Here is a 24,203-nt window from a genome sequence, read left to right as displayed (position 1 = left end):
CATGCCGCAAGAGATCAAGGAACTGATCATCGCCACCGCCGAGCACTGGTCCGGCGTCCAGGTGCCGAACGAGGCCGCGCTGGAACTGGCCGCCGACATGGCGGCGGTGGTTGCCGCCTTCGAGGCGGTGCGCGGCGGCCTGCGCTTCGAGGACGAGCCGGCCAGCTTCGAGGCGGCGCTGCAGGCCTGCAAGGAGCCGGCGTGATGGACACCGCGCTGCTCCAGGATATCGACACGCTGGCCAGCCTGTCGCTGGTCGAGGCGGCGGCGGCGGTGGCCGATGGCAGCATCAGCGCCGTGGCGCTGACCGAGGCCTGCATCGCGCGCACGCGGCGGCTCGACCCCCAGGTCAATTCGGTGATCTGGCTGGATGAGGCCGGGGCGCTGGAAGCGGCGGAGGCGGCCGACAAGGCGCGTGCCGCCGGTGCCGCGCTCGGCCCGCTGCATGGCGTGCCGATGGCGCACAAGGACATGTACTACAAGGCGGGGCAGCGCAGCTCCTGCGGCTCGGCGATCCGGCGCGACTTCGTGCCCAGCGTGACGGCGACGGTGCTGGAGCGGCTGGAGGGCGCCGGCGCCGTGACCTTCGCCGGGCTGAACATGGCCGAGTTCGCGCAGAACCCGACCGGCCACAACAAGCATTTCGGCGACTGCCTGAACCCGTGGAATCCGGCGCATATCACCGGCGGTTCCTCCTCCGGCTCGGGCGCGGCGGTGGCGGCGCGCTTTGCCTTCATGGCGCTGGGCTCGGACACGGGCGGGTCGATCCGGCTGCCGGCCTCGGCCTGCGGGGTGACCGGGCTGAAGCCGACGCAGACGCGGATCAGCCGCTTCGGCGTGATGCCGCTCTCCTTCTCCTGCGACAATGTCGGGCCGCTGGCGCGCAGCGCGCGGGATTGCGCGCGGGTGATGACGGTGATGGCCGGGCACGATCCGAAGGACCCGACCAGCGCCCGCGAGCCGGTGCCGGATTACGAGGCGGGCCTGGATGGCGACCTGCGCGGCTGGCGCATCGGCGTGCCGGAGACGCATTTCCTGGATGGCGCGGCGCCCAGCGTGGTGGCGGCGATGGAGGCGGCGCTGGCGGTGCTGCAGGCGCGGGGCGCCCGCGTGACGCGGATCCGCCTGCCGCTGCTGCCCGAGCTCTCCGCCGGCTTCGCGGTGGTCAGCCGCTGTGAGGCGGCGACCATCCATGGCGAATGGATGCGGGAATATCCGCAGGATTATGCGGCGCATCTCTCGGCGCGGCTGTTCCCGGCCTATGCGATCCCGGCGACGCATTACATCGAGGCGCTGAGCCGGCGCGGCCCCCTGCTGCAGGAATTCTGCCGCCAGGTCTTCGCCGATATCGATGTGCTGGTGACGCCGACCATCCCGATGGAACTGCCGACGCGGGCGGAGACGGATATCGACAGCGGCCTGCCGGGCACGGTGGCGCGCTTCATGGCGGTGTCGCACAACACGCGGCTGGTCAATTATCTCGGCCTGCCGGCGATCAGCGCGCCCTGCGGTTTCGACAGCCTCGGCCTGCCGGTCGGGCTGCAGATCATCGGCCGGCCCTTTGCCGAGGCCCGGGTGATGCGGGCGGCGGACGCCTTCCAGCGCGACACCGACTGGCATCTGCGCCTGCCGTCGCTGTGACGGGGGCGGCGGGGGCTGGCGCCCCCGCCGCGGCTCTCACGCCGCTTCGGCCAGCAGGGCAGGGCGGCGCGCGGCGCCCCAGCCGGCGGTGATCTTCTCCAACGCGCGGCCGGCGCGCAGCACCAGCGCATCCTCGAAGGGACGGCCGACCAGCTGCGCCGAGAGCGGCAACCCGCTGCTGCTGAAGCCGGCCGGCATGGAGAGCGCCGGATTGCCGGTGACGTTGAAGGGCATGGTCTGGACATGCATCGGGCCCGGCCGGTCCGACGGGTATTCGGAGAAGGCCGGCGCCGGGCCGAGGCCGCAGGCGGTCAGCAGCAGGTCGTGCCTCGCCAGGGTGTCGCGGTTGACGGCGAGCGACAACTCGCGCCGCAGCCGCTGCGCCTGGATGTAGTCGGCCGCGCTGATCGAGGCGCCGATCACCATGCGCATGAACAGCAGCTCGCCATAATCCTGCGGGCGGGCACGCAGATTGGCCTCGTGGATGGCATAGGCCTCGGCGACCAGGATGATGCGGCCGCAGGCATTGAACAGCGCATAATCGGGCAGCGTCACCTCCTCGACGATGGCGCCCTCGGCGGCCAGCGCCTCGGCCAGGCGGTCGAGCGCCGCGGCCGTCTCGGCGGTCAGCCCCTCGGCACCGCGCCAGAGGTTGCGCGGCAGGCCGATGCGCAGGCCCGCGACGCCCTCCTCGAGGCCGCGGCGGAAATCCGGGACGGGCTTGTCGCGGCTGGCGGGATCGACCGGGTCGAAGCCGGCGATGGCCTGCATGGTGATCGCCGCGTCCTCGACGCTCGCGGTCAGCGGCCCGCAATGGTCGAGGGTGTAGGAGAGCGGGAAGACGCCGCGCCGGCTGACCAGCCCATAGGTCGGCTTCAGCCCGACGGTGCCGCAATAGGCGGCCGGGCCGCGGATCGAGCCGCCGGTGTCCGAGCCCATGGCCATGCGCACCAGCCCGGCGGCGACGGCCGCGCCCGAGCCGGAGGAGGAGCCGCCGGTGATGTGGTCGGTGTTCCAGGGGTTGCGCGCCGGCGGGAAGGGCAGGTCGAAGCTCGGCCCGCCGAGCGCGAATTCATGCGTCGCCAGCTTGCCCAGCAGTACGCCGCCGGCGGCCTGCAGCTTCTGCGCGACGACGCAGTCGGCCTCGGGGATGTCGTTGAGGCGCAGCTTGGAGTGGCAGGTCGTGCGGATGCCGGCGGTATCGTAGATGTCCTTCAGCGCATAGGGGATGCCCTGCATCGCCCCATGGTCGCGGCCGGCGGCGAACTCGGCATCCGCCTTCGCCGCATCGGCCAGCGCCCGCTCGCCGGTGACCAGGACGAAGCTGTGCAGCGCGCCGTCGAGGGCGGCGATGCGCGACAGCGCCGCCTCGGTCAGCGCGACGGAGGTGGTGCTGCCGGCGCGCAACTGGCGGCCCATCTCGGCCATGGAGAGATCGGTGAGCTCGGTCACGGCGTCATCCCCCGGGTGATGGTGTCGAGGTCATAGGTGCCGGCCGGCTCGGCCGCGGCGGTGCGGCCGTTGCGCAGCAGCGGCAGCAGCGTCTGCAGATCGCGGTAGCAGAAGAGGACGCCGGCATAGCGGCCTTCCGGCAGGGTGATGCCGGCACGCTTCAGCACAAGGTCGAGCTCGGGATCGCGCTCCGCTTCGGTGGGCTCCATCGGCAGCTCCTCGGCCAGTCATCCGGGATTGGATGCGATGCCGAAATCCTATGGCGGCGCGCGCCGCTTGTCGCGCCCAAATCGGCGCCATGGGCCATCCGGTGGAATCGAGCCGCATCAGCGGCTTCGCGTCCGAGGCCTGCGGGGCCGGACGGGCGTTCATCGATTCTGCTGCGGAAACGAGCAAGACCTGCGCTCGCAGAATGCAGATCGATCCGAAAAATCCTCGTTGTTATTGAAACTTTGATCAGCCTACCGTGGTGCAACCGGAGGAAAGGCCGTCGGGCTGGATGTCGCGCAAAGCGGCCTCCGGCGGCGCGCTCATGCACAGAGCCATCCCCCGGCGGCGCTCCGCCGGAAAAGGAGACGAGATGAAGCGAGTTCTTGCCTCGATCGGCGCTGCTTTCGTCCTTGCCGCGGCCACGGTGCCGCTGGCTTCCGCCCGCGCCGAGACGGTGCTGCGCATCGCCATGACCGCGGGCGACATCCCGCTGACCGCGGGTATTCCCGACCAGGGATTCGAGGGCTGGCGTTTCGTCGGCTACAATCTCTACGATTCGCTGGTGCTGTGGGATCTGTCGCGCGGCGACCGCATCGCCGATATCAAGCCGGGCCTGGCCACCGAATGGGCGGTCGATCCGGCGAACAACCGGCGCTGGATCTTCAAGCTGCGGCCGGGCGTGAAGTTCCATGACGGCTCGGTCTTCACCGCGCAGGACGTGGTGTGGAACATGGAGCGCATGACCAAGGAGGGCGCGCCGCAGTTCAACGCGCGGCAATTCGCCTTCGCCCGCGGCTACCTGACGAATTTCGAATCGGTCGAGGCGATCGATGAGCAGACGGTGGTCTTCACCACCAAGACGCCGGACAGTCTCTTCCCCTACAACCTGTCCTTCCTGATGATGGTCAGCCCGCGCCGCTCGGCCGAGGTGAAGCACGACGCCGACGCCTTCGCGCGCAATCCTTCCGGCACCGGCCCCTACCGCTTCGGCCGCATGGTGCCGGGCGAGCGGCTGGAGCTGCTGCGCAACGCCGAGTACTGGGATGCGGCGCGGGTGCCGAAGCATGACCGGCTGGTGCTGCTGCCGATGCCCGAGGCCTCGACCCGCACTGCCTCGCTCCTCTCCGGCCAGGTCGACTGGATCGAGGCGCCGTCGCCGGACGCCATCCCGCGGCTGCGCTCGGCGCGGATGCAGATCGTCACCAACTCCTATCCGCACAACTGGACCTATCAGCTGAACTTCGTCGATGGCGCCTTCAAGGACCTCCGTGTCCGCCAGGCGGCCAATTATGCGCTGAACCGTGCCGACATGAAGGAGATGCTGGGCGGCGTCGCGCTGGAAGGCTTCGCCACCGTGCCGCCCTCGACGGCCTATTACGGCAATCCGGTGCGCTACGACTACGACCCGGCCAAGGCGCGGGCGCTGCTGCAGCAGGCGGGCTGCCTGCCCTGCAACGTCACCTTCGCCATCTCCACCTCCGGCTCCGGCCAGATGCAGCCACTGCCGATGAACGAGCTGGTGAAGTCGCAGCTGGAGGCGGTGGGCTTCAAGGTGAACCTGCAGGTGATGGACTGGAACGCGCTGCTGCAGCTCGGCCGCGAGGGGCGCGAGAAGCACACCGGCGTCGACGGCATCAACATCAGCCGGGCGACCCAGGACCCGTTCAACGGCATGCTGCGCTTCGTCGCCTCCAGCCAGGCGGCGCCGCGCGGCTCCAACTGGGGTCACTACAACAGCCCGGAGATGGACGCGCTGATCACCGAGGCGCTGTCCACCTTCGACGCCACCCAGCGCCTCGCCGTGCTGACCCGCATCCACGAGAAGATGAGCCAGGATGCGGTGATGCTCTGGGTGGCGCATGACCTCAACCCGCGCGCGCTGTCGCCGCGGGTGCGCGGCTTCGTCCAGGCGCAGAGCTGGTTCCAGGACCTGACGCCGATCACCGTCGAGGCCCGCTGACGCGAAGGAGGCGAGCCGATGTTCAGCTATGTCCTGCGGCGCCTGCTGGCGGCGGTGCCGATCGCCCTCGGCGTCTCGATGGTCTGCTTCGGCCTGGTCTATCTGGCCCCGGGAGACCCGGTGCAGACGCTGTTGCCGCCCGATGCCGATGCCGAGACGGTGGCGCAGCTGAAGCGGCTCTATGGCCTCGACCAGCCGCTGCCGCTGCAATATCTCACCTGGCTGGGCCGCGTGCTGGGCGGCGATTTCGGCCGCTCGATCGCGACCGGCCGCCCGGTGGCCGAGGAGATCGCGCGCTCGCTCGGCAATACCGTGCTGCTGGCGGGGCTCTCCGTCGTCATCGCCTTCAGCATCGCCTTCGCGCTGGGCACCATCGCCGGGCGGCGGGCGGGCAGCTGGCTCGACCGCTGCGTCACCGGCGTGGCCGTGGTCGGCGTCTCGGTGCCCAACTACTGGCTGGGCATCGTGCTGGTCATCATCTTCGCCGTCGAGCTGATGGCGCTGCCCGCCTCGGGCATGGCCGGCGACGGCTTCGACCCGACCAGCTGGGAGCATCTGCAGCATCTGGTGCTGCCGGTGATCACGCTGTCGATGATCCCAGTGGGCATCATCGCGCGGACCACGCGCTCGGCGGTGTCCGAGGTGATGAACCAGGAATTCGTCACCACGCTCCGTGCCAATGGCCTGCCGGAATGGCGGGTGCTGAAGCATGCGCTGAAGAACGCGCTGCCGCCGGTGCTCGCGGTGATGGGGCTGCAGTTCGGCACGCTGATGGGCGGCTCGATCCTGGTGGAGACGGTGTTCAGCTGGCCGGGCAGCGGCTTCCTGCTCAGCAAGGCGATCCTGACCCGCGACGTGCCAGTGCTGCAGGGCACCATCCTGGTGCTGGCGATGATCTTCGTGCTCACCAACCTGGCCGTCGATCTGGTGCAATCCTCGGTCGATCCGCGCATCCGCCGCGCCTGAAGGGAGATCGCGCATGTCCACGACGATCGACAAGCTGGCGACGCCGGCGCCCATGGCCGCCCCCCGCCAGCGTGGCTACTGGGGCACGGTGGGCTACCGGCTGCGCCACGATCCGGTGACGCTGTGCTTCGGCGCGCTGCTGCTCGCCATCATTCTGTCGGCGGTCTTCGCGCCCTGGCTGGCGCCCTTCGATCCCTACAAGGAGAGCATCATCCGCCGGCTGAAGCCGCCGGGCTATATGGGCCACCTGCTCGGCACCGACGAGCTCGGCCGCGACATGCTCTCCCGCCTGCTGCATGGCGGGCGGCTGACGCTGACCATGGGCATGCTGCCGGTCGTGCTGGCGACGCTGATCGGCGGCGGGCTCGGTGTCGTCGCCGGCTTCCTGGGCGGCGTCGCCAATGCGGCGATCATGCGGGTGATGGATGTCTTCTACGCCTTCCCCTCGGTGCTGCTGGCCGTCGCCATCTCCGGCGCCATGGGCGGCGGCGTGCTGAACGGCATGATCGCGCTGACCCTGGTTTTCATCCCGCCGCTCTGCCGCGTCGCCGAGACGGCGACGACGCAGGTGCGCAACCTCGACTTCGTCGATGCGGCGCGCGCCACCGGCGCGCCGCTGCGGCTGGTGCTGTGGCACCATGTGCTGGGCAATGTGCTGGGGCCGATCCTGATCTACGCCTCCAGCCTGATTTCCGTCGGCATCATCCTGGCCTCGGGCCTGTCCTTCCTGGGCCTCGGGGTGAAGCCGCCGGAGCCCGATTGGGGGCTGATGCTGAATGCGCTGCGCCAGGCGATCTATGTCAGCCCACTGGTCGCCGCCATGCCCGGCATCGCCATCTTCCTGACCTCGGTCAGCCTGAACATGGTCAGCGACGGCTTGCGCTCGGCCATGGATGTGAGGAGCTGAACCCATGTCGATGAGCACCTCCCCGATCGCCGCGCCCGATCCCGTGCCCTGGCGCGCCGAGGACCCGCGCGACCGCGGCGGCCCGCAGCAGCCGCTGCTGATCGTGCGCGGCCTGAAGAAGCATTTTCCCATCCGCGGCGGGCTGCTCGGCCGCGCCGTGGCGCATGTCCGCGCCGTCGACGGCGTCTCCTTCCATGTCCGCAAGGGCGAGACGCTGGGCATCGTCGGCGAATCCGGCTGCGGCAAGTCGACCGTCGCCCGGCTGCTGATGCGGCTGATGCAGCCCGATGCCGGCGAGCAGATCTTCGACGGCGAGAGCGTCGGCAGCGAGGGTGGCCTGTCGGTCGCCGAGCTGCGGCGCCAGGCGCAGATGGTCTTCCAGGACAGCGCCTCCTCGCTCAATCCGCGCATGCCGGTGCAGGGGTCGGTGGCCTTCGGGCCGATGGCCTTCGGCCTGCCGAAGCCCGAGGCGATGGCGCAGGCGCGCGAGCTGCTGGGCAAGGTCGGGCTGAACCCGGCGCTGTTCGGCGGCCGCTATCCGCACGAGCTCTCGGGCGGGCAGAAGCAGCGGGTCAACATCGCCCGCGCGCTGGCCCTGAAGCCGCGCATGGTGATCCTCGACGAGGCGGTCTCGGCGCTGGACAAGTCGGTGGAGGCGCAGGTGCTGAACCTGCTGCAGACGCTGAAGCGCGAGCTTTCCCTGACCTACGTCTTCATCAGCCACGACCTGGGCGTTGTCCGCTGGATCAGCGACCGTGTCATGGTCATGTATCTGGGCGAGGTCGTGGAGATCGGCCCGGCCGACCAGCTCTACAATGCGCCAAAACATCCCTACACCCGCGCGCTGCTGGCCTCGCGCCCGGCCATGGATCCCGACCAGCGGCGCGAGGAGGCGCCGGTCAGCGGCGACCCGCCCAATCCGGTCAACCCGCCTTCCGGCTGCCGCTTCCATACCCGCTGCCCCTATGCCGAGCCGCTCTGCGCCGCCCGCGCGCCGCTGCTGGGGGATTCAGAGGGCGGCGCGCATCTGGCCGCCTGCCACATGCAGGAGCCGGATTCCGGCCACAGCCGGGCGAGGCTGCAGTGAGAGGCGCGCCGATGCAACCGCTGGTCGAGGTCGAGGATCTCAGCGTCGATTTCGTTACCCGCGAGAGCCGCGTGCGCGCGGTGAACGGTGTCAGTTTCAGCATGATGCCCGGCGAGGTCATGTGCATGCTGGGCGAGAGCGGCTCCGGCAAGTCGGTCACCATGCGCGCGCTGATGCGGCTGCTGCCGCCGAAGCGCAGCGAGATCGGCGGCAGGATCCGCATCGCCGGGCAGGATGTGCAGGCGATGGATGAGGGCGCGCTGCGGCGGATGCGCGGCGGCGTGGTCTCGATGATCTTCCAGGAGCCGATGACCGCCTTCGATCCGGTGGCCCGCGTCGGCGACCAGATCGCCGAGGTGGTGGCGCAGCATCGCGGCGTCTCCCGCCGCGACGGGCTGAAGCGGGCGCTGGAACTGTTCGACCTGGTCCGCATCCCCTCGGCCGAGCGGCGGCTGCAGGCCTATCCGCATGAGCTGTCGGGCGGCTTGCGGCAGCGCGCCATGATCGCGCTGGCCCTGTCCTGCGAGCCGAAGCTGCTGCTGGCCGACGAGCCGACCACGGCGCTGGACGCGACGGTGCAGATCCAGGTGCTGATCCTGCTGCGCAGCCTGCAGCGGGAGCTGGGCATGTCGGTGGTCTTCGTCACCCATGACCTGGGCGTCGCCGCCGAGATCGCCGACCGCGTCGCCATCATGTATGCCGGCCGCATCGTCGAGACCGGCAGCGTGCGCGAGGTGCTGCGCGCGCCTTTTCACCCCTATACCGGCGGGCTGCTCGGCTCCACCGTGCACGACCAGCCGCGCGACCGGCCGCTGGAGGCGATCCCGGGCGCGCCGCCCGACATGCGCGCCCTGCCGCCCGGCTGCAGCTTCGCCCCGCGCTGCGCCCAGGCGCTGGCGGAATGTTCCGCCGCGCCGCCGCCGGCGACCAGCCCGGCGCCGGGCCGCATGGCCCGCTGTCTCCGTGTCGCCACCCCTTCTCCGCAGGAGGCCTATGCCTGATGCATCCGCTCGACATTCCGCCCGCTGTGCGGGACCGCGTCATCGCCCGCTGCGGCCGGCTGCATCCCTATGCCGAGCTCGATCCGGCGCGCACCGCTCTGATCGTCATCGACATGCAGAAGGGCTACATGGACGCCGAGGTGGGGCATAGCTGTGTGCCGATGGCGCAGCAGATCGTCCCCGCCATCAACCGCCTGGCCGGGGCGCTGCGCCAGGCGGGGGGCAGCGTCTTCTGGGTGCAGAATGCCACCGACGAGCGCTCCCGCCAGGAATGGTCGGTGCTGGAGGAGCAGGCCAGCCCCGCCCGCCGCGCCGCCCGCATCCGCTCGGTCTCGCCCGGCGCGCCGGGGCACGCATTCTGGCCCGATCTCGACATCCGGCCCGAGGATGCGGTGGTGCCGAAATACCGCTACAGCGCCTTCATCGCCGGCGCCTCGCCGCTGGAGGGGCTGCTGCGACACCGCGGCCTCGACACCGTGCTGATCGCCGGGACGCTGACCAATGTCTGCTGCGAATCCTCGGCGCGCGACGCGATGATGCTGAACTTCCGCACCATCATGGTCAGCGACTGCAATGCCGCCCTGACCGATGCGGAGCATCAGGCGACGCTGGTCAGCTTCTGGAGCTTCTTCGGCGACGTGCAGGACAGCGGCCAGGTCATCGCGGCCCTGCGGCAGGGCGCCCAGGCCGCCGCCTGACGGAGAAGCGCCGGCGGAAAAGCGCTGGCAAGGCGGTGGCGGCCGGGTCCATGCTCGGCGCCATGCTTGCCAGCCAGCGCCCGCTTTTCGAGATCCCGCCCGGCATCGCCTATCTGGATGCCGCCGCCTGGTCGCCCCTGCCGCGCGCCGTCAGCGCCGCCGGGGCAGACGGCGTCGCCGCCAAGGCCCGTCCCTGGGACTTCCCCAGGAGCGGCAATGACGACTGGCTGGCCCGCGCCCGCGCCGCGGCGGCCCGGCTGGTCGGCGCGGCGCCGCAGGACATCGCCATCCAGGGCTCGGTGGCCCAGGGCATGGCGACCGCGGCGCGCAACCTGACGCTCGCCGCCGGCCAGCGGGTGCTGCGCATGGCCGATGAATTTCCCTCGCTCTGCCTGGCCTTCGAGCGGCTGGCGGAGGAGCAGGGCCTCGTCGTCGAGGTGGTGCCGCGTCCGGCGGATGGCGACTGGACCGCCGCGCTGTTGGCGGCGATCGGCCGGCCGGGCGCCGCCCCCCTGGCGCTGGCCCTGCTGACGCCGCTGCACTGGTCGGACGGGGCACGGGTGGACCTGGATATCCTGGCCCGGGCGGTGCGGGCGGCGGGCGCGGTGCTGGTGGTGGACGCCACCCAGGCCGCCGGCGTGCTGCCGATCGATGTCGCCCGCTGGCAGCCCGACTTCCTGGCCTTCCCCACCTATAAATGGGTGCTCGGCCCCTATGGCCTCGCCTTCCTCTACGTGGCGCCGCACCGGCAGGCCGGGCGGCCGCTGGAGGAGCATATGGGCAACCGCCCGGGCGGCGGCTTCGCCCCCGGCGCGCTGCGCTACGACCGCGGCGAGCGCGCCGATCCGGTGGCGCAGCGCATGGCGGCCACGGGCCTGGAGCTGGTGCTGGGCTGGGGCACGCCGGCCGTCGCCGCGCGGCTGGACCATCTGACCGGGCTGCTGGCCGAGGGGCTTTCCGGCCTCGGCGCGTTGCCGGCCCAGCGCAGCCCGCATGTGCTGGGCCTGCGGCTGCCGGGCGGGGTGCCGGCCGGGCTGATCGAGCGGCTGGCGGGGCAGGGGGTCTTCGTCAGTGACCGTTTGGGGGTGCTGCGCATCAGCCCGCATGTCTGGATCGAGGAGGCGGACGTCGCCATCGCCCTCGACCGCATCAAGTCGGCCCTGCGCGGCTGAGCAGAAGAGCCGCAACACCCTGTCGGTGGAATGGTTTCATCACAGGAAAAACTGGTTCCACCCGGAACTGAGCCAAGACGGCAGCTTGATGAGAATTGTTCTCAATTGGACAATGACTTGGAATGAAGATGAATTTCGTGTAATTCTTCTGCCGGAACTTGTGATGATGCTTCAAGGATTTTGCGTGAATCATCACTTGAAGGGTGTTGCTTAAGCCGGTTTGTATATAGAACCCTGATCTTCACGGCGGCCCCGTCTGTGGTTTCGGGCAGGGCAGGCCGTGTGTTCAGTCTCTATCGTATGGTTCTCCTGCCCGACGATCGGAGAGGTTCGAAGCCAGCTTCCGTCGTCGCCCGGTCTGCCCTGCCGGGTTCCGGCTCCTGACCGCGTGCTTCTTCTTCGCCCATCGCCGGACCGGTCCTGCCCTTCGACCTAAGGAACGGTGATGCCTGTCTCCAGCCGCCGCCAGCTGCTGTCCGCCACAGCGCTGGTCGCCTTCTCTGCGCCCGCCCTCGGCCGCAGTATCACCGGGCGCATGCCCTGGAAGCCGAACGAGGCCTATCCGCCCGAGCTGGTGCGGCCCGGCGGCTGGTACTTCCTGAACCCGGCCGAGGTCGCGACGCTGGAGGCCATCACCAGCCGGCTGATCCCGGCCGACGACCTGTCGCCGAGCGGCAAGGATGCCGGCTGCGTCGTCTTCATCGACCGCCAGCTGGCCGGCCCCTACGGCACCTATGAGTGGCTCTACATGCAGCCGCCCTTCTCCGACAATCCGCTGCCGACCCAGGGCATCCAGTCGCCGCTGACGCCGCAGCAGCAGTACCGCGCCGGCCTCGCCGCGCTGGCGACCTATTGCCGCGACAGCTTCGGCGGCAAGACCTTCGAGCAGCTGCCGGAGGCCGACCAGGTCAAGCTGCTCCAGGGCATGGAGAAGGGCGAGGTCAAGCTGCCCGGCCTGACCGCGCCGCGCCAGACCACCACCGGCCTGTTCAACCTGATCCTGCAGAACACCATGGAAGGCTTCTTCGCCGACCCGGTCTATGGCGGGAACAAGGACATGTGCAGCTGGAAGATGATCGGCTTCCCGGGCGTCCGCTACGACTTCCGCGACGTGCTCGACAATCCCGGCAAGCCCTACACCAAGCCGCCCGTTGCCATCATGGGCCGCCCCGACTGGAATGGAAAACCCGCATGAGCACCCGGCTCCCCAAGAAGGACGTCGTCGTCGTCGGGCTGGGCTGGACCGGCTCGATCATGGCCTATGAGCTGTCGAAGATCGGCCTCGACGTGGTCGCCATCGAGCGCGGCCCGTGGCGCGACACCGCGAGCGACTACAACATCGCGACCGCGCCGGACGAGCTGCGCTACGCGGTGCGCCAGGACATCTTCCTGCGCCCGGCGCAGACCACCGACACCGCCCGCAACACCATGAGCCAGACGGCGCTGCCGATCCGCAAGTTCGGCTCCTACCTGCCCGGCAATGGCGTCGGCGGCGCCGGCGTGCACTGGAATGGCCACAGCTGGCGCTTCTTCCCGACCGACTTCAACCTGCGCTCGCATTACGAGGAGCGCTACGGGAAGAACTTCATTCCCGAAGACATGACCATCCAGGACTACCCGGTCACCTATGACGAGCTCGAGCCGCACTACGACTTCTTCGAGAAGGTCATGGGCATCTCGGGCAAGGCCGGCAACATCAAGGGCGTCATCCAGGAAGGCGGCAACCCCTATGAGGGCTGGCGCTCGGACGAGTACCCGACCCGCCCGCTGAAGCCGAACCTGGCGCAGATCAAGTTCGAGAAGGCGGCCAAGGAACTCGGCCTGCATCCCTTCCCGCTGCCCTCGGCGAACATCTCCGAGGCCTATACCAACCCCTATGGCATGCGCCTCGCGCCCTGCACCTATTGCGGCTTCTGCGAGTGGTTCGGCTGCGCCAACTACTCGAAGTCCAGCCCGCAGACCTGCGTGCTGCCGGCGCTGATGCGGCACACCAATTTCGAGGCCCGCACCCTCTGCGAGGTCATACGCATCAACAAGACCCGCGACGGCAAGATGGCCAGCGGCGTCACCTATGTCGATGCCGCGGGGCGCGAGTTCGAGCAGCCGGCCGATATCGTGCTGGTCTGCGCCTATTCGACCTTCAACGTCCGCCTGCTGATGCTCTCGCAGCTCGGCACGCAGTACGACCCGGTGACCAACACCGGCACGCTGGGCCGCAACTACGCCTACCAGACCAATGCCGGCGTGCTCGGCTATTTCGACAAGGACACGCACTTCAACCCCTTCGCCGGCGCCGGCTCGCAGGGGATGATGGCGGACGACTACAACGGCGACAATTTCGACCATGCCGAGCTCGGCTTCGTCGGCGGCGCCAACATCAACTGCAACACGCCGCATGGCCGGCCGATCTCGGCCCGCCCGACCCCGCCCGGCACGCCGCGCTGGGGTTCGGAGTGGAAGAAGGCCACCGCCGAGACCTATGGCCACACGCAGTCGGTCGGCACCCAGGGCAGCTCGATGTCCTATCGCGACGTCTATCTGGACCTCGACCCGACCTACAAGGACCGGCTCGGCAATCCGCTGATGCGCATGACCTTCGACTTCAAGGAGAACGACCTGAAGATGTCGCGCTTCGTCGTCGATCGCTGCGAGGAGATCATGAAGAACATGGGCCCGCAGCGCATGGTCAAGACCTACAAGCGCGGCCCCTGGAACGTCGTGCCCTACCAGACCACCCACAACACCGGCGGCGCCGTGATGAGCAGCACCCCGGACAAGGGCGTGGTCAACCGCTACGGCCAGCACTGGGACGCGCCGAACGTCTTCGTCACCGGCGCCTGCCTGTTCCCGCAGAATGCCGGCTACAACCCGACCAACACGGTCGGCGCGCTGACCTACTGGACGATCGACGCCATCAAGAACCAGTACCTGAAGAACGCCGGCCAGGCGCTGGTGCAGGCCTGATGCGCGCGCAGCTCCTCGCGGCCGGGTTCCTGGCCGCCGCCACCCTGTTCGGCGCTGGCCAGGCCCGCGCCGATGCCGACAACTTCACCGAGGTCGAGCGCGGCAAGTACCTCGCCATCCTGGGCGACTGCATGGCCTGCCATGTCGGCAGCGACGGCCAGTCGATGTCCGGCGGCCACATGCTGGAGACGCCCTTCGGCAAGATCGCCGTCCCCAACCTGACGCCGGACCCGGAGACGGGCATCGGCCGCTGGTCGGCCGACGACTTCAACCGCGCCATGCACGAGGGCAAGCGCCCGGACGGGACGCATCTCTACCCGGCCTTCCCCTACACGGCCTTCACCCTGATGTCGCGCAGCGACAACGACGCCGTCTTCGCCTTCCTGCAGGCGCAGCCGGCGGTGAAGAACCAGGTGGATCGCAGCACGCTGCCCTTCCCCTTCAATATCCGCCTGCTGCTGGCCGGCTGGAACATGATCAACTTCACGCCCGGCACCTTCCGCCCCGACCCCAACAAGTCGGCGGAATACAACCGCGGCGCCTACCTCGTCGAAGGTCCGGCGCATTGCGGGCTGTGCCACACGCCGCGCAACCTGATCGGCGGCGACAAGGGCGGCGCCCATCTGGAGGGCGGCGCGCTGCAGGGCTGGTACGCGCCCTCGCTGACCGCCGACCGCCGCACCGGCATCGGCGCCTGGACCGAGCAGGAGATCATCGAATACCTGCGCACCGGCATCACCCACCGCAGCACGGCCAGCGGCCCGATGGCGGAGGTGGTGGAGCTCTCGACCAGCAGGATGACCGAGGCCGACCTGAAGGCCATCGCCGTCTATCTGCGCGAGCGCGCCCCGGCCCCGGCGGCCACCAACCCGACCCCGGTCGCCGCCACCGACAACCGCATGCGCGCCGGCGAGGCGATCTATGCCGACAGCTGCTCCGCCTGCCATGTCGGCAACGGCTCGGGCGTCGCCGGCATCTTCCCGCGCCTGGCCGACAGCCAGTTCGTCCAGCAGGGCGACCCGACCGGCGTGCTGCGCGTGGTGCTGCAGGGCACCAAGGCGGCGGTGACGCCGCATGCCATGACCGGCCCGGCCATGCCGGCGCTGGGCTGGCGCCTGACCGACCAGCAGGTCGCCGACGTGGCCACCTATATCCGCAACAGCTGGGGCAACGCGGCGCCGGCGGTCACGCCGGATCAGGTGAAGGCAATGCGGTCGGCGGGTGGCGGGCACTGACAGGAACGGAGGAAGGCCGGGGGAATGAATTCCCCCGGACCCCCTTCTTCTTTCTGTTCTGTTGGCCCCTTCAGGGCCAGGGCCTGCACACAGGCGATACCAGGGCGTCCCGGCGGGACGCCCTTTTTTTGCGCGGGCTCTCGGGCCGCGCTGCGGCGGGGGAATTTATTTCCCTGGTTGAACCCTGATTCTCGTCATCGCGGCCTCGAAGCGCCGCGCGAAGCCTTCGCTGTCGCCCAGCGTCTTCTGCCAGGCATCACCCTGCAGCCTCGCGCGGAGCGTGGCATGGCGGGCCGGGTCGGTCGCCAGGCCCACCGCGAGCTCGACATAATCCGCGTGGCTGGTCGCAATGGTCTCGGGCATGCCGATGGCGTTCAGCAGGCTGCCCGCCATGCGCGAGGCGAAGGAGCCCTGCGACAGCGTCAGCAGCGGCAGGCCCATGCGCAGCGCGTCGCTGGCGACCGTCCCGGCATTGTAGGGCGAGGTGTCGAGGAACAGGTCGCCCAGCGCCATGCGCGCCAGGTAGCGCTCGGGCTCGACGCGCTGGGCGAAGATCAGGCGGGCCGGGTCGATGCCGGCGGCCTGAGCCGCCGCGTGCAGGTTGCGTTTCGCGGTGGGGTTGTCGGCGACCAGCCAGAGCACGCTGTCCGGGGCGCGGGCCAGGATGGTCATCCAGGCGGCGAAGACATCGGGGGTGATCTTGTAGGAATTGCAGAAGCAGCAGAAGACGAAGCGGTCTTCCGGCAGGCCCTCGGCGGCACGCGATACCGGCGGCAGGGTGGGGACGCGGCTGTCATTCGCCTGATAGACCACGGGCAGCGGCAGCGGCGTCGGGCTGTATTCGGCCGCGCGTTCGGCCGGGATGGTGAAGTCGTCGCAGATCAGCCAGTCGAGCTCGGGCAGCGGGACGGAGCCGATATAGCCGAGATAGGTCGCCTGCACCGGCGCCGGCTTCCAGCGCAGCGTCTGCAGCCGGGCGCCCTTGGTCATGCCGTTCAGGTCGATCAGGATGTCGATCTCGTCGGCACGGATGCGCTGGGCGAGCGCCGCGTCGTCCAGGGCGCGGACGGGGACGTGGTGGTCGAGGGCGGCGAGGACGCGGGCGCGGATCGGGCTGCCGTCATCGAGGCTGGAGCAGTAGCCGAACACCTCGAACTGGGTGCGGTCGTGGCGTTCCAGCAGCTCGACGATCAGGAAGCTCATCGCATGGCGGCAGAAGTCGGAGGACATGTAGCCGATGCGGATGCGCGGATGCGCGTAGCCTTCGGGCGGGCTCAGGCGGTGCGGGGCGGGGGCGATCTTGCGGGTCAGCCAGTGGCGGCCGACCTCGCGCTGCGCCTCCGGGTCGGCCAGCAGGGCCAGGGCGCCGAGCGGGCCGGACTGCACCACCAGGTCGCGATGCGACAGGCCCGGCAGGCCCTCGGGCGGGACGATCGGCCAGCTGCAGGTCTTCTGCCGCAGATGGCTCCAGTGCTGCACCACGTCGGGCTGGACGGGGTCGGTCAGCAGCGACTTGAAGAGGAGCTCCATGGCTTCCTCGAAGCGGCCGAGCTCTTCCAGCACGCGGCCGCGGTGGTTCAGCAGCGCGGTGCGGGCGGCGTCGGGCTGCAGCGCCTCGGCCCAGCAGGCCAGCGCCGCCTCGGTCTGGCCCTGGCGTTCCAGCGACAGGCCGAGATTGACCGCAGCCGGGTGGAAATCCGGCTTCAGCGTCAGCGCCTGCTGATAGGCGCTGGCGGCCTTGCCGGCATCATGCGGCGCCCATTCGACGCCGAGGTTGAACCAGGCCGCCGCCGCCTGCGGCGAGGCGGGATTGGCCATGATCCAGTCGCGATAGACGCCGATCATGTAGAGCGGCGGGCGCGCCATGTCGCTGGTCTCGACCAGGCCGAGCAGCTGCTCCAGCCGCAGCCGGGCGAGCAGGCCCTGGCGCAGCTCGGCCTCCGGCGCCGGCAGGTCCTGGCCGAGGCGCGGCAGCAGCCAGGCGCGCTCGGCCGGGGTGGTGGTGTCGCTCATGCCGCCTCCCCCGCGGGCCAGAGGCGATGGTCGGGCGCGAAGGGCGTGAAGCGGTGCCGGCGGGCGATGGCGTCTCGGTAGGCCGTCTCGAAATCCGGGCCGAACTCGACGCTCTCATGGTCGAGGGTGACGCCGATCTCCAGGTAGGTCTCCAGGTTGGTCAGGTCGGGTTGCGGCAGGCGGCCGGCCATGACGTCCTCCCACATGCCCTCGAACAGCGCCTCGAATTCCTTCACGAAAAGCTCGGTGTCGAACAGCACGGAAGTCTGGCGGTTGGCGAGCAGGCGGTCGCGATACACCGCCAGCTTGGCGCGATCCTGGCCGAGGGCGATGGCGCGGCGGACATAATCCTCGCCGTCAACGCAAAGAAGCTCGGGCAGGCCGGCGGCGCGCACCAGGCTGCCGCAGACGCGCGAGGCGAAGCTCTGCCCCGGCGTGGTCAGCACCGGCACGCCCATCCACAGCGCGTCCGAGGCGGTGGTGTGGGCGCCATAGGGCGCCGTGTCGAGGAACAGGTCGGCCAGCGGATAGCGGGCGACATGGTCGCGGTTGTTGGCGAGCGGGGCGAAGACCAGGCGGCCAGGGTCGATGCCATGCTCGGTCGCCAGCTCGCGCAGGCGGACATCGACCTCCTCGCTGGACTTCAGCAGCCAGAGCACGCTGCCCGGCACGCCGCGCAGGATCGCCATCCAGCGGGCGAAGACGAAGGGCGTCACTTTCTGGGTGCCGTTGAAGCTGCAGAAGACGGTCGCGTCGTCGGGCAGGCCGGCCTCGGCGCGGGTCGGCGCGCTGTCGGCCAGGACGCGGTTGCGGTCGTTCGGCTGGTAGCAGGGCAGGCGCAGCACCGTCTCGGTGAAGAAGCGCTCGTGCCCGTCAGGGATGATGAAGTCGTCGGCGATGATATAGTGGTGGTAGGGGCTGCCCATCGAGGCCGGAAAGCCCAGCCAGTTGACGATCACCGGCGCCGGGCGGCGGGCCAGCAGCGCGGTGCGGGCGCCGCGGGTATGGCCGTTGACATCGACCAGGATGTCGATGCCGTGCTGCCGCATCAGCGCCATCGCCGCGTCGTCATCCAGCGGCGTGATGTCGTGCCAGTGCTCGACCTGGTCGCGGATGCGCTGCTTGGTGGTGTCCTCGGCCGCGATGCCGCAATAGTAGACGAAGATCTCGAAGCGCTCGCGGTCGTGCAGGCGGTACATGTCGGCGGTGAGGAAGCCGATGGCATGCTCGCGCAGGTCGGAGGAGAGGTAGCCGATGCGCAGCCGCCGCCCCTCGCGCGGGGCCAGGGCAAAATCCTCGAGCGTGTTGAACTGCTCGGGGTAGCCGATGTCGCGCCGGCTGTAGGACCAGGAATTGGCCAGCTGCAGCATCGGGTCGTCGGTATAGGTGGCGAGGCTCAGCGGCGCCAGGCGGCGCTTCATCTCGACCAGGTCCAGCGGGCCGAGCGGCTGCAGCAGTGGCCAGCGGCACTGGCGCTGGCGCAGCGCCACCCAGTGCTGCAGCACGTCGCGCTGATGCGGCTGCAGCAGCAGCATCTCCTGCAGGATGGCCTCGGCGCGGGCCAGCTGCTTGCGGTCCTCCAGCAGCCGCGCGGTCTGCTTCTGCGCGGTCAGCTTGTAGGTCAGGTTGTCCGGGCTGACCGCGGCCAGCCGGTCGATCGCATGCTTCCAGTGGTCCAGCGCATGGTCGATGGCGCCGAGCTTCTCGTACAGGGCGCCCAGGTTGATATAGGGCGGGATGAAGCCCGGCGCGCGGCGGATCGCCTCGCCGAAGGCCTGGGCGGCGGCGGCCACCTCGTTCTGGCTGGCCAGCAGCACCGCCTGGTTGAAATAGACCGCGTGCAGCAGGGGATCGTCGGGATGCTGCGCCAGGTAGTCGCGGTACAGCGCCAGCGCGACCTGCGGTTGCGCGGCGAATTGCTGGGCGGTGGCGAAGAGCGCCACGATGCCGGAATTCTGCATGGGATCCTCCCCGGGCGCGGTCAGGTCAGGCCAGCGCCGGCGCCTCGAGGCCGAGCGCCTCGGCGAAATAGGGGATGGTGCGCTGCAGCCCCTGCTCCAGCGGCACCTGCGGCGCCCAGCCCAGCAGCGCCTGCGCGCGGCTGATGTCGGGGCAGCGCTGCATCGGGTCGTCGGTCGGCAGCGGGCGATGGACCAGCGCGGAGCCGGTGCCGGTCAGCCGCACCACCAGCTCGGCCAGCTCGCGGATGGTGAACTCGCCCGGATTGCCGATATTGACCGGCACATGGGCCTCGCCCTCGGCATCCATCAGCTTCATCAGCCCGTCGATCAGGTCGTCGACATAGCAGAAGGAGCGCGTCTGCTGCCCGTCGCCGAACAGGGTGATCGGCTCGCCGCGCAGCGCCTGGGTGATGAAGTTGGAGATCACCCGGCCATCATTCGGATGCATGCGCGGGCCATAGGTGTTGAAGATCCGGGCGACGCGGATATCGACCTTGTTCTGGCGGTGATAGTCGAAGAACAGCGTCTCGGCGCAGCGCTTGCCCTCGTCGTAGCAGGAGCGCGGGCCGATCGGATTGACGTTGCCGCGGTAGTCCTCGGTCTGCGGATGCACCGTCGGGTCGCCATAGACCTCCGAGGTCGAGGCCTGCAGGATGCGCGCGTTCAGCCGCTTGGCCAGGCCGAGCATGTTGATGGCGCCATGCACCGCGGTCTTGATCGTCTGCACCGGGTTGTTCTGGTAATGCACCGGCGAGGCCGGGCAGGCCAGGTTGTAGATCTCGTCCACCTCGACGAAGAGGGGGAAGGTCACGTCATGCCGCATCAGCTCGAAGCGCGGATGGCCCAGCAGATGCAGCACGTTGTCGCGCGAGCCGGTGAAGAAATTGTCGACGCACAAGACGTCGTCGCCCCGTGCCAGCAGCCGGTCGCACAGATGCGACCCCAGGAAGCCGGCGCCGCCGGTGACCAGAACTCTCTTGTGCGCGCGCTTCATCGTGGCTTTTCCTCGGGACCGCAGCTTGGATATGCGAGGGGTTTATTAACACAGTGTTGGTTCAGGAAAGGGAGAAGCCCGGCATTTTCCAGCGCGCCTCTCTCCCCGGAGGGCGGCCTGTCAGGGAGCGGCGTCCCGCCGGATGGCCCCTCCTGGCGAGCGGGGCGGGGCGAACGGGCCCGGCGCCGGCCCGGCAGGCCCTGGAGGCGCTGCCCCGTGGAGGCGGCCATCTCGCCCGGGAGACAGCAGATCGCCGGTGATGATGGTGCGGCGCCCGTCCGGGAGCCGCACCGCCCCGGCGCCTGGCCTATTTCTTCTCCTCGGCCTTCCACTGCGCATAGGTCTTCCGGGGAATGTCCACGCGGTCATTCGTCCGCGCGTACCAGCCCCGCCCGTGCATGCGGCCGACCAGGTTCAGCTTCGGCGTGTCGATATAGTACTTCTCGGCGTTCAGCACGCCGTCGTCCTGCACATGCATGGCCAGCACCCGGCCCAGCACCAGGGTATGCACCCCCACCGGCACCAGCTGGAAGGTCTCGCATTCCATGGCCACCGGCGCCTGGGCGATGCGCGGCGGTTTGATGTGCAGGCTGGGCTCGGTGGCCAGGCCGAGGGCGGCGAGCTCGTCCACCCCGGTCGGGAAGTCGATGGCGGTGTCGCTCATCGCCTGGGCGCTGGCCTCGTTGACCAGGCAGACCACGAACTGGCCGGTGGCGCGGATATTGGCCAGCGTGTCCTTGACCGGGGCGTCCACCCCCTCCGGCCGCGGGCCGCAGGAGAAGCCGATCACCGGCGGCGTGTCGCCGAAGGCGTTGAAGAAGGAGAAGGGCGCGGCATTGGTGACGCCCGCCGCATCCTGCGAGACCACCCAGGCGATCGGCCGCGGCACGACGGTGGAGACGAGCAGCTTGTAGGCCTCGCGCGTCGGGATCTGGGCGAAGTCGAAGAGCATGGAGCTTCCTCAGCGGACAGGATGCAGGGGGTCGCCGCCGCGCAGCAGCACGGCGTCGAGATTGTCGAGGCAGCGGAAGCCCATGGCGTCGCGGGTCTCGATGGTGGCGCTGCCCAGATGCGGCAGCAGCACCAGGTTCGGCGTGGTCAGGTAGCCGGGGAAGATCTTCGGCTCGCCGGCGAAGACGTCGAGGCCGGCGGCGCGCAGATGCCCCTTGGCCAGCGCCTCGCAGAGCGCGGCATCGTCCACCGTGGTGCCGCGGCCGGTATTGACCACGATGGCGCCGCGCTTCAGCAGGGCCAGCTTGCGGGCATCCAGCCAGTGGCGCGTCGCCTCGCCGCCGGGGATATGCATCGACAGCACGTCGATGGCGCCGAGGAAGGCGGCGTCGTCCGCATGGTAGAGGGCGCCGGCCTCCTCGGCGGCGGGCAGCCGGTTGCGGTTGCGGTAGTGGATCTCCATGCCGAAGCCGCGCGCCATCCTGGCCAGGGCCTGGCCGATCCGGCCCATGCCGAGGATGCCGAGCTTCTTCCCTTCGAGCGTGACGCCCATCAGCTGGGTCGGCGCCCAGCCGGTCCATTCGCCCTTCCGCAGCAGCCGCTCCGCCTCGCCGCCGCGACGGGCGGCGGCGAGAATGAGCAGGAAGGCGATCTCGGCGGTGGCGACGCTCAGCACGTCGGGCGTGTTCGACACGGCGATGCCATGGGCGCGGGCAGCGGCCAGGTCGATATGGTCGGTGCCGACGCTGAAGGTGGCCAGCAGCTTCACGCTCTCCGGCAGGGCGGCGATGGTGGCGGCGCCCAGCGGATCGCCGGCGGCGCAGAGGATGCCCTGCGCCCCCGAATTCCGCGCCGCCGTGCCGATGGCGGGGCCGTCCATCGGCGTGTCCGACGGGTTCGGGACGGTGATGTAGTCCCGCTGGGCGCGGGCCTCCACCGCATCCGGAAAGCGGCGGGTCAGCAGGAGGACGGGCTTCGTCATGCGGATCAGCTCCAGAGGGGATCGATGGCCGGGCGACCGGACAGCACCGCGGCGATGTTGTCCAGGCTGCGATGACCCATGGCATCGCGGGTCTCGACGGTGGCGCTGCCGATATGCGGGGCCAGCGCCACATTGGGCAGGTCGATGAAGCGGCGGTCGAAGCGCGGCTCGCCCTCGAAGACGTCGAGGCCGGCGGCGGCGATGCGGCCCGTCGCGAGGCCGTCGATCAGCGCCGCCTCCTCGATCAGCCCGCCGCGGGCGGCATTGACCACCACCGCGCCGGGCGGCAGCAGGCCCAGCGTCCGGCGGTTCAGGATGTGGTGCGTCGCCGGCGAATAGGGGCAGTGCAGCGAGACGAACTGGCACTGCCCCAGCATGGCGTCGAGATCGGCGACGTAATGGCCGCCTTCCTCCAGCGCCGGCGGCAGCGGCGCCGCGTCATGGTAGAGGACCCGCATGTCGAAGCCGCGGGCGCGGCGGGCCACGGCGCGGCCGATGCGGCCCATGCCGATGATGCCCAGCGTCTGCCCCCAGACCCGCACGCCGAGGAAATCGCCCATGGCGCGCGGGCCCCAGGCGTCCTGGCGCAGCATCCGGTCGGCCTCGGGCAGGCGGCGGGCGGCGGCGAGCAGCAGCGAGAAGGCCAGGTCGGCGGTGCAGCCGGTCAGCACGTCGGGGGTGTTGGTCACCACCAGCCCGCGCGATTTCGCCGCCGCGACATCGACATGGTCGAAGCCGACCGAGCAGGTGGCGGCCACCTTCACCCGCGCCGGCAGCCGCTCGATGAAGCCGGCATCGAGCCTGAAGCCGGAGCTGAACAGCAGGGCCTCGGCCTTGTGCTCCTCCAGCAGCGCCAGGGCCTCCTCGCGGTCGAAATCGCGCCCGGTGGCGAAGGCGCCGGCGAAATCGCGCTCCAGCCGGGCGGCGATGGCGGGCGGCATGCGGCGGACGCTGACCAGGCGCGGCCGCGCCGCCGGCGCCGGCATGGGGGCCAGAGTGGCGAGGGGAGAGTCGGGCTCGGCCATGCACGCATCCTCCTGGTCTGCTTTGGCGCCGAGCTTAGACGTCCCAGCCGATCGCACCAGGGGGGGAGGTCAGGGGGGAGGGATCCGCCCTTTCGGGGCCGGGGAAAGACCGCGCCCATCTTGCCAGCGGAGGGCGAAGCGTTCACGGTCCGCGCCGAATTCAGCCGTGAGGGAGAAGACCATGGATCTCGGTCTGCAAGGCAAGCGCGCTCTGGTGATGGGGGCCTCGAAGGGGCTCGGGCGCTCGATCGCCGATGCGCTGGCGGCGGAGGGCGCGCTGGTCGCCGTCTCCGGCCGCGACCAGAACAGCCTCGACCGCGTCGCCGGCGAGCTGCAGAGCCTGGGCGCGCCCAAGGCCGTCGGCATCCAGGCCGATGTCGCCGAGGGCAGCCAGATGGACAAGCTGGCCGATGCCGCCGTGGCCGCGCTGGGCGGCGTCGACATCCTGGTGCTGAACCATGGCGGCCCGCCGACCTGCACCGCGCTGGAGATGAAGCAGGAGGACCTGATCACCTGGTTCCAGCGCATCGTGCTGTCGCCGATCCGGGTGGCCAACAAGCTGCTGCCGGGGATGCGCGAGCGGAAGTGGGGCCGCATCCTGACCGTCGGCTCGACCGGCATGGTGCAGCCGCTGCCCGGCCTCGCGCTGTCCAACACGCTGCGCGCGGCGATCGTCGGCTGGAACAAGACGCTGTCGGCCGAGCTGGCCGGCGAGGGCATCACCTGCAACATCCTGGCCCCCGGCGCCTTCGCCACCGACCGCACCGCCGAGACGCTGGCGGCGGCCTCGGCCAAGTCGGGCAAGAGCATCGAGGCGCTGGTCGCCGAGCGCTCCGCCGGCATCCCGGTCGGCCGCTATGGCGAGCCGAAGGAATTCGGGCCGATGGGTGCCTTCCTTGCCTCGGACAAGGCGGCCTATACCACCGGCCGGATCCATATCATCGATGGCGGCGCGGTGCGCGGCGTCTGAAGGACTGAGTGACG

Annotated in this window: 21 protein-coding genes; 13 read left to right on the top strand and 8 right to left on the bottom strand. The window is 70.0% G+C overall.

Annotation, left to right across the window (positions count from 1 at the left end):
• Position 1 precedes the first annotated feature (1 nt).
• Both WFI16_RS07535 and WFI16_RS07530 read left to right on the top strand, forming a co-directional pair.
• Positions 2 to 205 (top strand): hypothetical protein, encoded by a 204-nt coding sequence (locus tag WFI16_RS07535; protein ID WP_419897199.1) that lies wholly within the window; start codon positions 2 to 4, stop codon positions 203 to 205.
• Complete coding sequence (locus WFI16_RS07530) at positions 205 to 1,641, top strand: amidase (protein WP_419897198.1); 1,437 nt, start codon at positions 205 to 207, stop codon at positions 1,639 to 1,641. The genes WFI16_RS07535 and WFI16_RS07530 overlap by 1 nt, the downstream gene beginning before the upstream one ends.
• 36 nt (positions 1,642 to 1,677) lie before the next feature.
• Here the strand turns inward: WFI16_RS07530 and WFI16_RS07525 are convergent, their stop codons facing one another.
• Together WFI16_RS07525 and WFI16_RS07520 are read right to left on the bottom strand one after the other, a co-directional pair.
• The gene (locus tag WFI16_RS07525) at positions 1,678 to 3,093 is read right to left on the bottom strand and encodes an amidase (RefSeq protein WP_419897197.1); all 1,416 of its coding nucleotides are present in this window, start codon (positions 3,091 to 3,093) and stop codon (positions 1,678 to 1,680) included.
• Positions 3,090 to 3,302 carry a hypothetical protein gene (locus WFI16_RS07520; protein ID WP_419897196.1) on the bottom strand — a complete coding sequence of 71 codons (213 nt, stop codon included), beginning with the start codon at positions 3,300 to 3,302 and terminating at the stop codon, positions 3,090 to 3,092. Before WFI16_RS07520 ends, WFI16_RS07525 begins: the two co-directional genes overlap by 4 nt.
• A 371-nt stretch (positions 3,303 to 3,673) precedes the next feature.
• On the opposite strand from WFI16_RS07520, the gene WFI16_RS07515 reads away from it, so the two are divergent.
• The 10 genes from WFI16_RS07515 (at position 3,674) to WFI16_RS07470 (ending at position 15,293) form a co-directional block, all read left to right on the top strand.
• Positions 3,674 to 5,263 (top strand): ABC transporter substrate-binding protein, encoded by a 1,590-nt coding sequence (locus WFI16_RS07515; protein ID WP_419897195.1) that lies wholly within the window; start codon positions 3,674 to 3,676, stop codon positions 5,261 to 5,263.
• Positions 5,264 to 5,281: 18 nt separating this feature from the next.
• The gene (locus tag WFI16_RS07510) at positions 5,282 to 6,229 is read left to right on the top strand and encodes an ABC transporter permease (RefSeq protein ID WP_419897194.1); all 948 of its coding nucleotides are present in this window, start codon (positions 5,282 to 5,284) and stop codon (positions 6,227 to 6,229) included.
• Positions 6,230 to 6,242: 13 nt separating this feature from the next.
• Entirely contained in the window at positions 6,243 to 7,136 is an 894-nt protein-coding gene (locus tag WFI16_RS07505; RefSeq protein ID WP_419897193.1) for an ABC transporter permease, read from the top strand.
• A 10-nt stretch (positions 7,137 to 7,146) separates the two neighbouring features.
• Positions 7,147 to 8,223, top strand: a complete 1,077-nt coding sequence (locus WFI16_RS07500) for an ABC transporter ATP-binding protein (RefSeq protein WP_419897192.1) — start codon at positions 7,147 to 7,149, stop codon at positions 8,221 to 8,223.
• Positions 8,224 to 8,234: 11 nt separating this feature from the next.
• Positions 8,235 to 9,224 (top strand): ABC transporter ATP-binding protein, encoded by a 990-nt coding sequence (locus WFI16_RS07495; protein WP_419897191.1) that lies wholly within the window; start codon positions 8,235 to 8,237, stop codon positions 9,222 to 9,224.
• Positions 9,224 to 9,922, top strand: coding sequence for an isochorismatase family cysteine hydrolase (locus WFI16_RS07490; protein ID WP_419897190.1), 699 nt, complete (start codon positions 9,224 to 9,226; stop codon positions 9,920 to 9,922). Before WFI16_RS07495 ends, WFI16_RS07490 begins: the two co-directional genes overlap by 1 nt.
• Before the next feature lie 62 nt (positions 9,923 to 9,984).
• Complete coding sequence (locus tag WFI16_RS07485) at positions 9,985 to 11,094, top strand: aminotransferase class V-fold PLP-dependent enzyme (RefSeq protein WP_419897189.1); 1,110 nt, start codon at positions 9,985 to 9,987, stop codon at positions 11,092 to 11,094.
• 445 nt (positions 11,095 to 11,539) lie between these two features.
• Positions 11,540 to 12,289, top strand: a complete 750-nt coding sequence (locus tag WFI16_RS07480) for a gluconate 2-dehydrogenase subunit 3 family protein (protein ID WP_419897188.1) — start codon at positions 11,540 to 11,542, stop codon at positions 12,287 to 12,289.
• On the top strand, positions 12,286 to 14,058 hold the full coding sequence (locus tag WFI16_RS07475) for a GMC family oxidoreductase (RefSeq protein WP_419897187.1): 1,773 nt from the start codon (positions 12,286 to 12,288) through the stop codon (positions 14,056 to 14,058). Before WFI16_RS07480 ends, WFI16_RS07475 begins: the two co-directional genes overlap by 4 nt.
• On the top strand, positions 14,058 to 15,293 hold the full coding sequence (locus tag WFI16_RS07470) for a c-type cytochrome (RefSeq protein WP_419897186.1): 1,236 nt from the start codon (positions 14,058 to 14,060) through the stop codon (positions 15,291 to 15,293). The genes WFI16_RS07475 and WFI16_RS07470 overlap by 1 nt, the downstream gene beginning before the upstream one ends.
• Before the next feature lie 165 nt (positions 15,294 to 15,458).
• Here WFI16_RS07470 and WFI16_RS07465 read toward each other — a convergent pair whose 3' ends face one another.
• The 6 genes from WFI16_RS07465 to WFI16_RS07440 form a co-directional block, all read right to left on the bottom strand.
• A complete protein-coding gene (locus WFI16_RS07465; protein ID WP_419897185.1) occupies positions 15,459 to 17,306 on the bottom strand; it encodes an O-linked N-acetylglucosamine transferase, SPINDLY family protein in 1,848 nt (615 codons plus the stop codon).
• The gene (locus WFI16_RS07460; RefSeq protein WP_419897184.1) at positions 17,303 to 19,267 is read right to left on the bottom strand and encodes an O-linked N-acetylglucosamine transferase, SPINDLY family protein; all 1,965 of its coding nucleotides are present in this window, start codon (positions 19,265 to 19,267) and stop codon (positions 17,303 to 17,305) included. The genes WFI16_RS07465 and WFI16_RS07460 overlap by 4 nt, the downstream gene beginning before the upstream one ends.
• Before the next feature lie 25 nt (positions 19,268 to 19,292).
• Entirely contained in the window at positions 19,293 to 20,261 is a 969-nt protein-coding gene (locus WFI16_RS07455) for a UDP-glucuronic acid decarboxylase family protein (RefSeq protein ID WP_419897183.1), read from the bottom strand.
• Between the two features lie 307 nt (positions 20,262 to 20,568).
• On the bottom strand, positions 20,569 to 21,213 hold the full coding sequence (locus tag WFI16_RS07450; protein ID WP_419897182.1) for a flavin reductase family protein: 645 nt from the start codon (positions 21,211 to 21,213) through the stop codon (positions 20,569 to 20,571).
• A 9-nt stretch (positions 21,214 to 21,222) separates the two neighbouring features.
• Positions 21,223 to 22,194 carry a 2-hydroxyacid dehydrogenase gene (locus tag WFI16_RS07445; RefSeq protein ID WP_419897181.1) on the bottom strand — a complete coding sequence of 324 codons (972 nt, stop codon included), beginning with the start codon at positions 22,192 to 22,194 and terminating at the stop codon, positions 21,223 to 21,225.
• A gap of 5 nt (positions 22,195 to 22,199) precedes the next feature.
• Positions 22,200 to 23,219 (bottom strand): 2-hydroxyacid dehydrogenase, encoded by a 1,020-nt coding sequence (locus tag WFI16_RS07440; RefSeq protein ID WP_419897180.1) that lies wholly within the window; start codon positions 23,217 to 23,219, stop codon positions 22,200 to 22,202.
• A gap of 181 nt (positions 23,220 to 23,400) precedes the next feature.
• On the opposite strand from WFI16_RS07440, the gene WFI16_RS07435 reads away from it, so the two are divergent.
• Complete coding sequence (locus tag WFI16_RS07435) at positions 23,401 to 24,189, top strand: SDR family oxidoreductase (protein ID WP_419897179.1); 789 nt, start codon at positions 23,401 to 23,403, stop codon at positions 24,187 to 24,189.
• Positions 24,190 to 24,203 lie beyond the last annotated feature (14 nt).

It is taken from the genome of Roseomonas sp. USHLN139 (assembly GCF_037145735.1).
In the GTDB taxonomy this organism is placed as follows: domain Bacteria; phylum Pseudomonadota; class Alphaproteobacteria; order Acetobacterales; family Acetobacteraceae; genus Pseudoroseomonas.
The sequence above is the reverse complement of the archived record's forward strand: the minus strand, read 5'-3'. Positions and strand labels throughout refer to the sequence as shown.

Coding starts and splice junctions, on each gene's coding strand:
- WFI16_RS07465 (WP_419897185.1), bottom strand. CDS start 17,306: ATGAGCGACACCACCACCCCGGCCGAGCGCGCCTGGCTGCTGCCGCGC.
- WFI16_RS07455 (WP_419897183.1), bottom strand. CDS start 20,261: ATGAAGCGCGCGCACAAGAGAGTTCTGGTCACCGGCGGCGCCGGCTTC.
- WFI16_RS07515 (WP_419897195.1), top strand. CDS start 3,674: ATGAAGCGAGTTCTTGCCTCGATCGGCGCTGCTTTCGTCCTTGCCGCG.
- WFI16_RS07460 (WP_419897184.1), bottom strand. CDS start 19,267: ATGCAGAATTCCGGCATCGTGGCGCTCTTCGCCACCGCCCAGCAATTC.
- WFI16_RS07450 (WP_419897182.1), bottom strand. CDS start 21,213: ATGCTCTTCGACTTCGCCCAGATCCCGACGCGCGAGGCCTACAAGCTG.
- WFI16_RS07535 (WP_419897199.1), top strand. CDS start 2: ATGCCGCAAGAGATCAAGGAACTGATCATCGCCACCGCCGAGCACTGG.
- WFI16_RS07495 (WP_419897191.1), top strand. CDS start 8,235: ATGCAACCGCTGGTCGAGGTCGAGGATCTCAGCGTCGATTTCGTTACC.
- WFI16_RS07530 (WP_419897198.1), top strand. CDS start 205: ATGGACACCGCGCTGCTCCAGGATATCGACACGCTGGCCAGCCTGTCG.
- WFI16_RS07500 (WP_419897192.1), top strand. CDS start 7,147: ATGAGCACCTCCCCGATCGCCGCGCCCGATCCCGTGCCCTGGCGCGCC.
- WFI16_RS07505 (WP_419897193.1), top strand. CDS start 6,243: ATGTCCACGACGATCGACAAGCTGGCGACGCCGGCGCCCATGGCCGCC.
- WFI16_RS07475 (WP_419897187.1), top strand. CDS start 12,286: ATGAGCACCCGGCTCCCCAAGAAGGACGTCGTCGTCGTCGGGCTGGGC.
- WFI16_RS07480 (WP_419897188.1), top strand. CDS start 11,540: ATGCCTGTCTCCAGCCGCCGCCAGCTGCTGTCCGCCACAGCGCTGGTC.
- WFI16_RS07435 (WP_419897179.1), top strand. CDS start 23,401: ATGGATCTCGGTCTGCAAGGCAAGCGCGCTCTGGTGATGGGGGCCTCG.
- WFI16_RS07490 (WP_419897190.1), top strand. CDS start 9,224: ATGCATCCGCTCGACATTCCGCCCGCTGTGCGGGACCGCGTCATCGCC.
- WFI16_RS07485 (WP_419897189.1), top strand. CDS start 9,985: ATGCTTGCCAGCCAGCGCCCGCTTTTCGAGATCCCGCCCGGCATCGCC.
- WFI16_RS07445 (WP_419897181.1), bottom strand. CDS start 22,194: ATGACGAAGCCCGTCCTCCTGCTGACCCGCCGCTTTCCGGATGCGGTG.
- WFI16_RS07510 (WP_419897194.1), top strand. CDS start 5,282: ATGTTCAGCTATGTCCTGCGGCGCCTGCTGGCGGCGGTGCCGATCGCC.
- WFI16_RS07520 (WP_419897196.1), bottom strand. CDS start 3,302: ATGGAGCCCACCGAAGCGGAGCGCGATCCCGAGCTCGACCTTGTGCTG.
- WFI16_RS07440 (WP_419897180.1), bottom strand. CDS start 23,219: ATGGCCGAGCCCGACTCTCCCCTCGCCACTCTGGCCCCCATGCCGGCG.
- WFI16_RS07470 (WP_419897186.1), top strand. CDS start 14,058: ATGCGCGCGCAGCTCCTCGCGGCCGGGTTCCTGGCCGCCGCCACCCTG.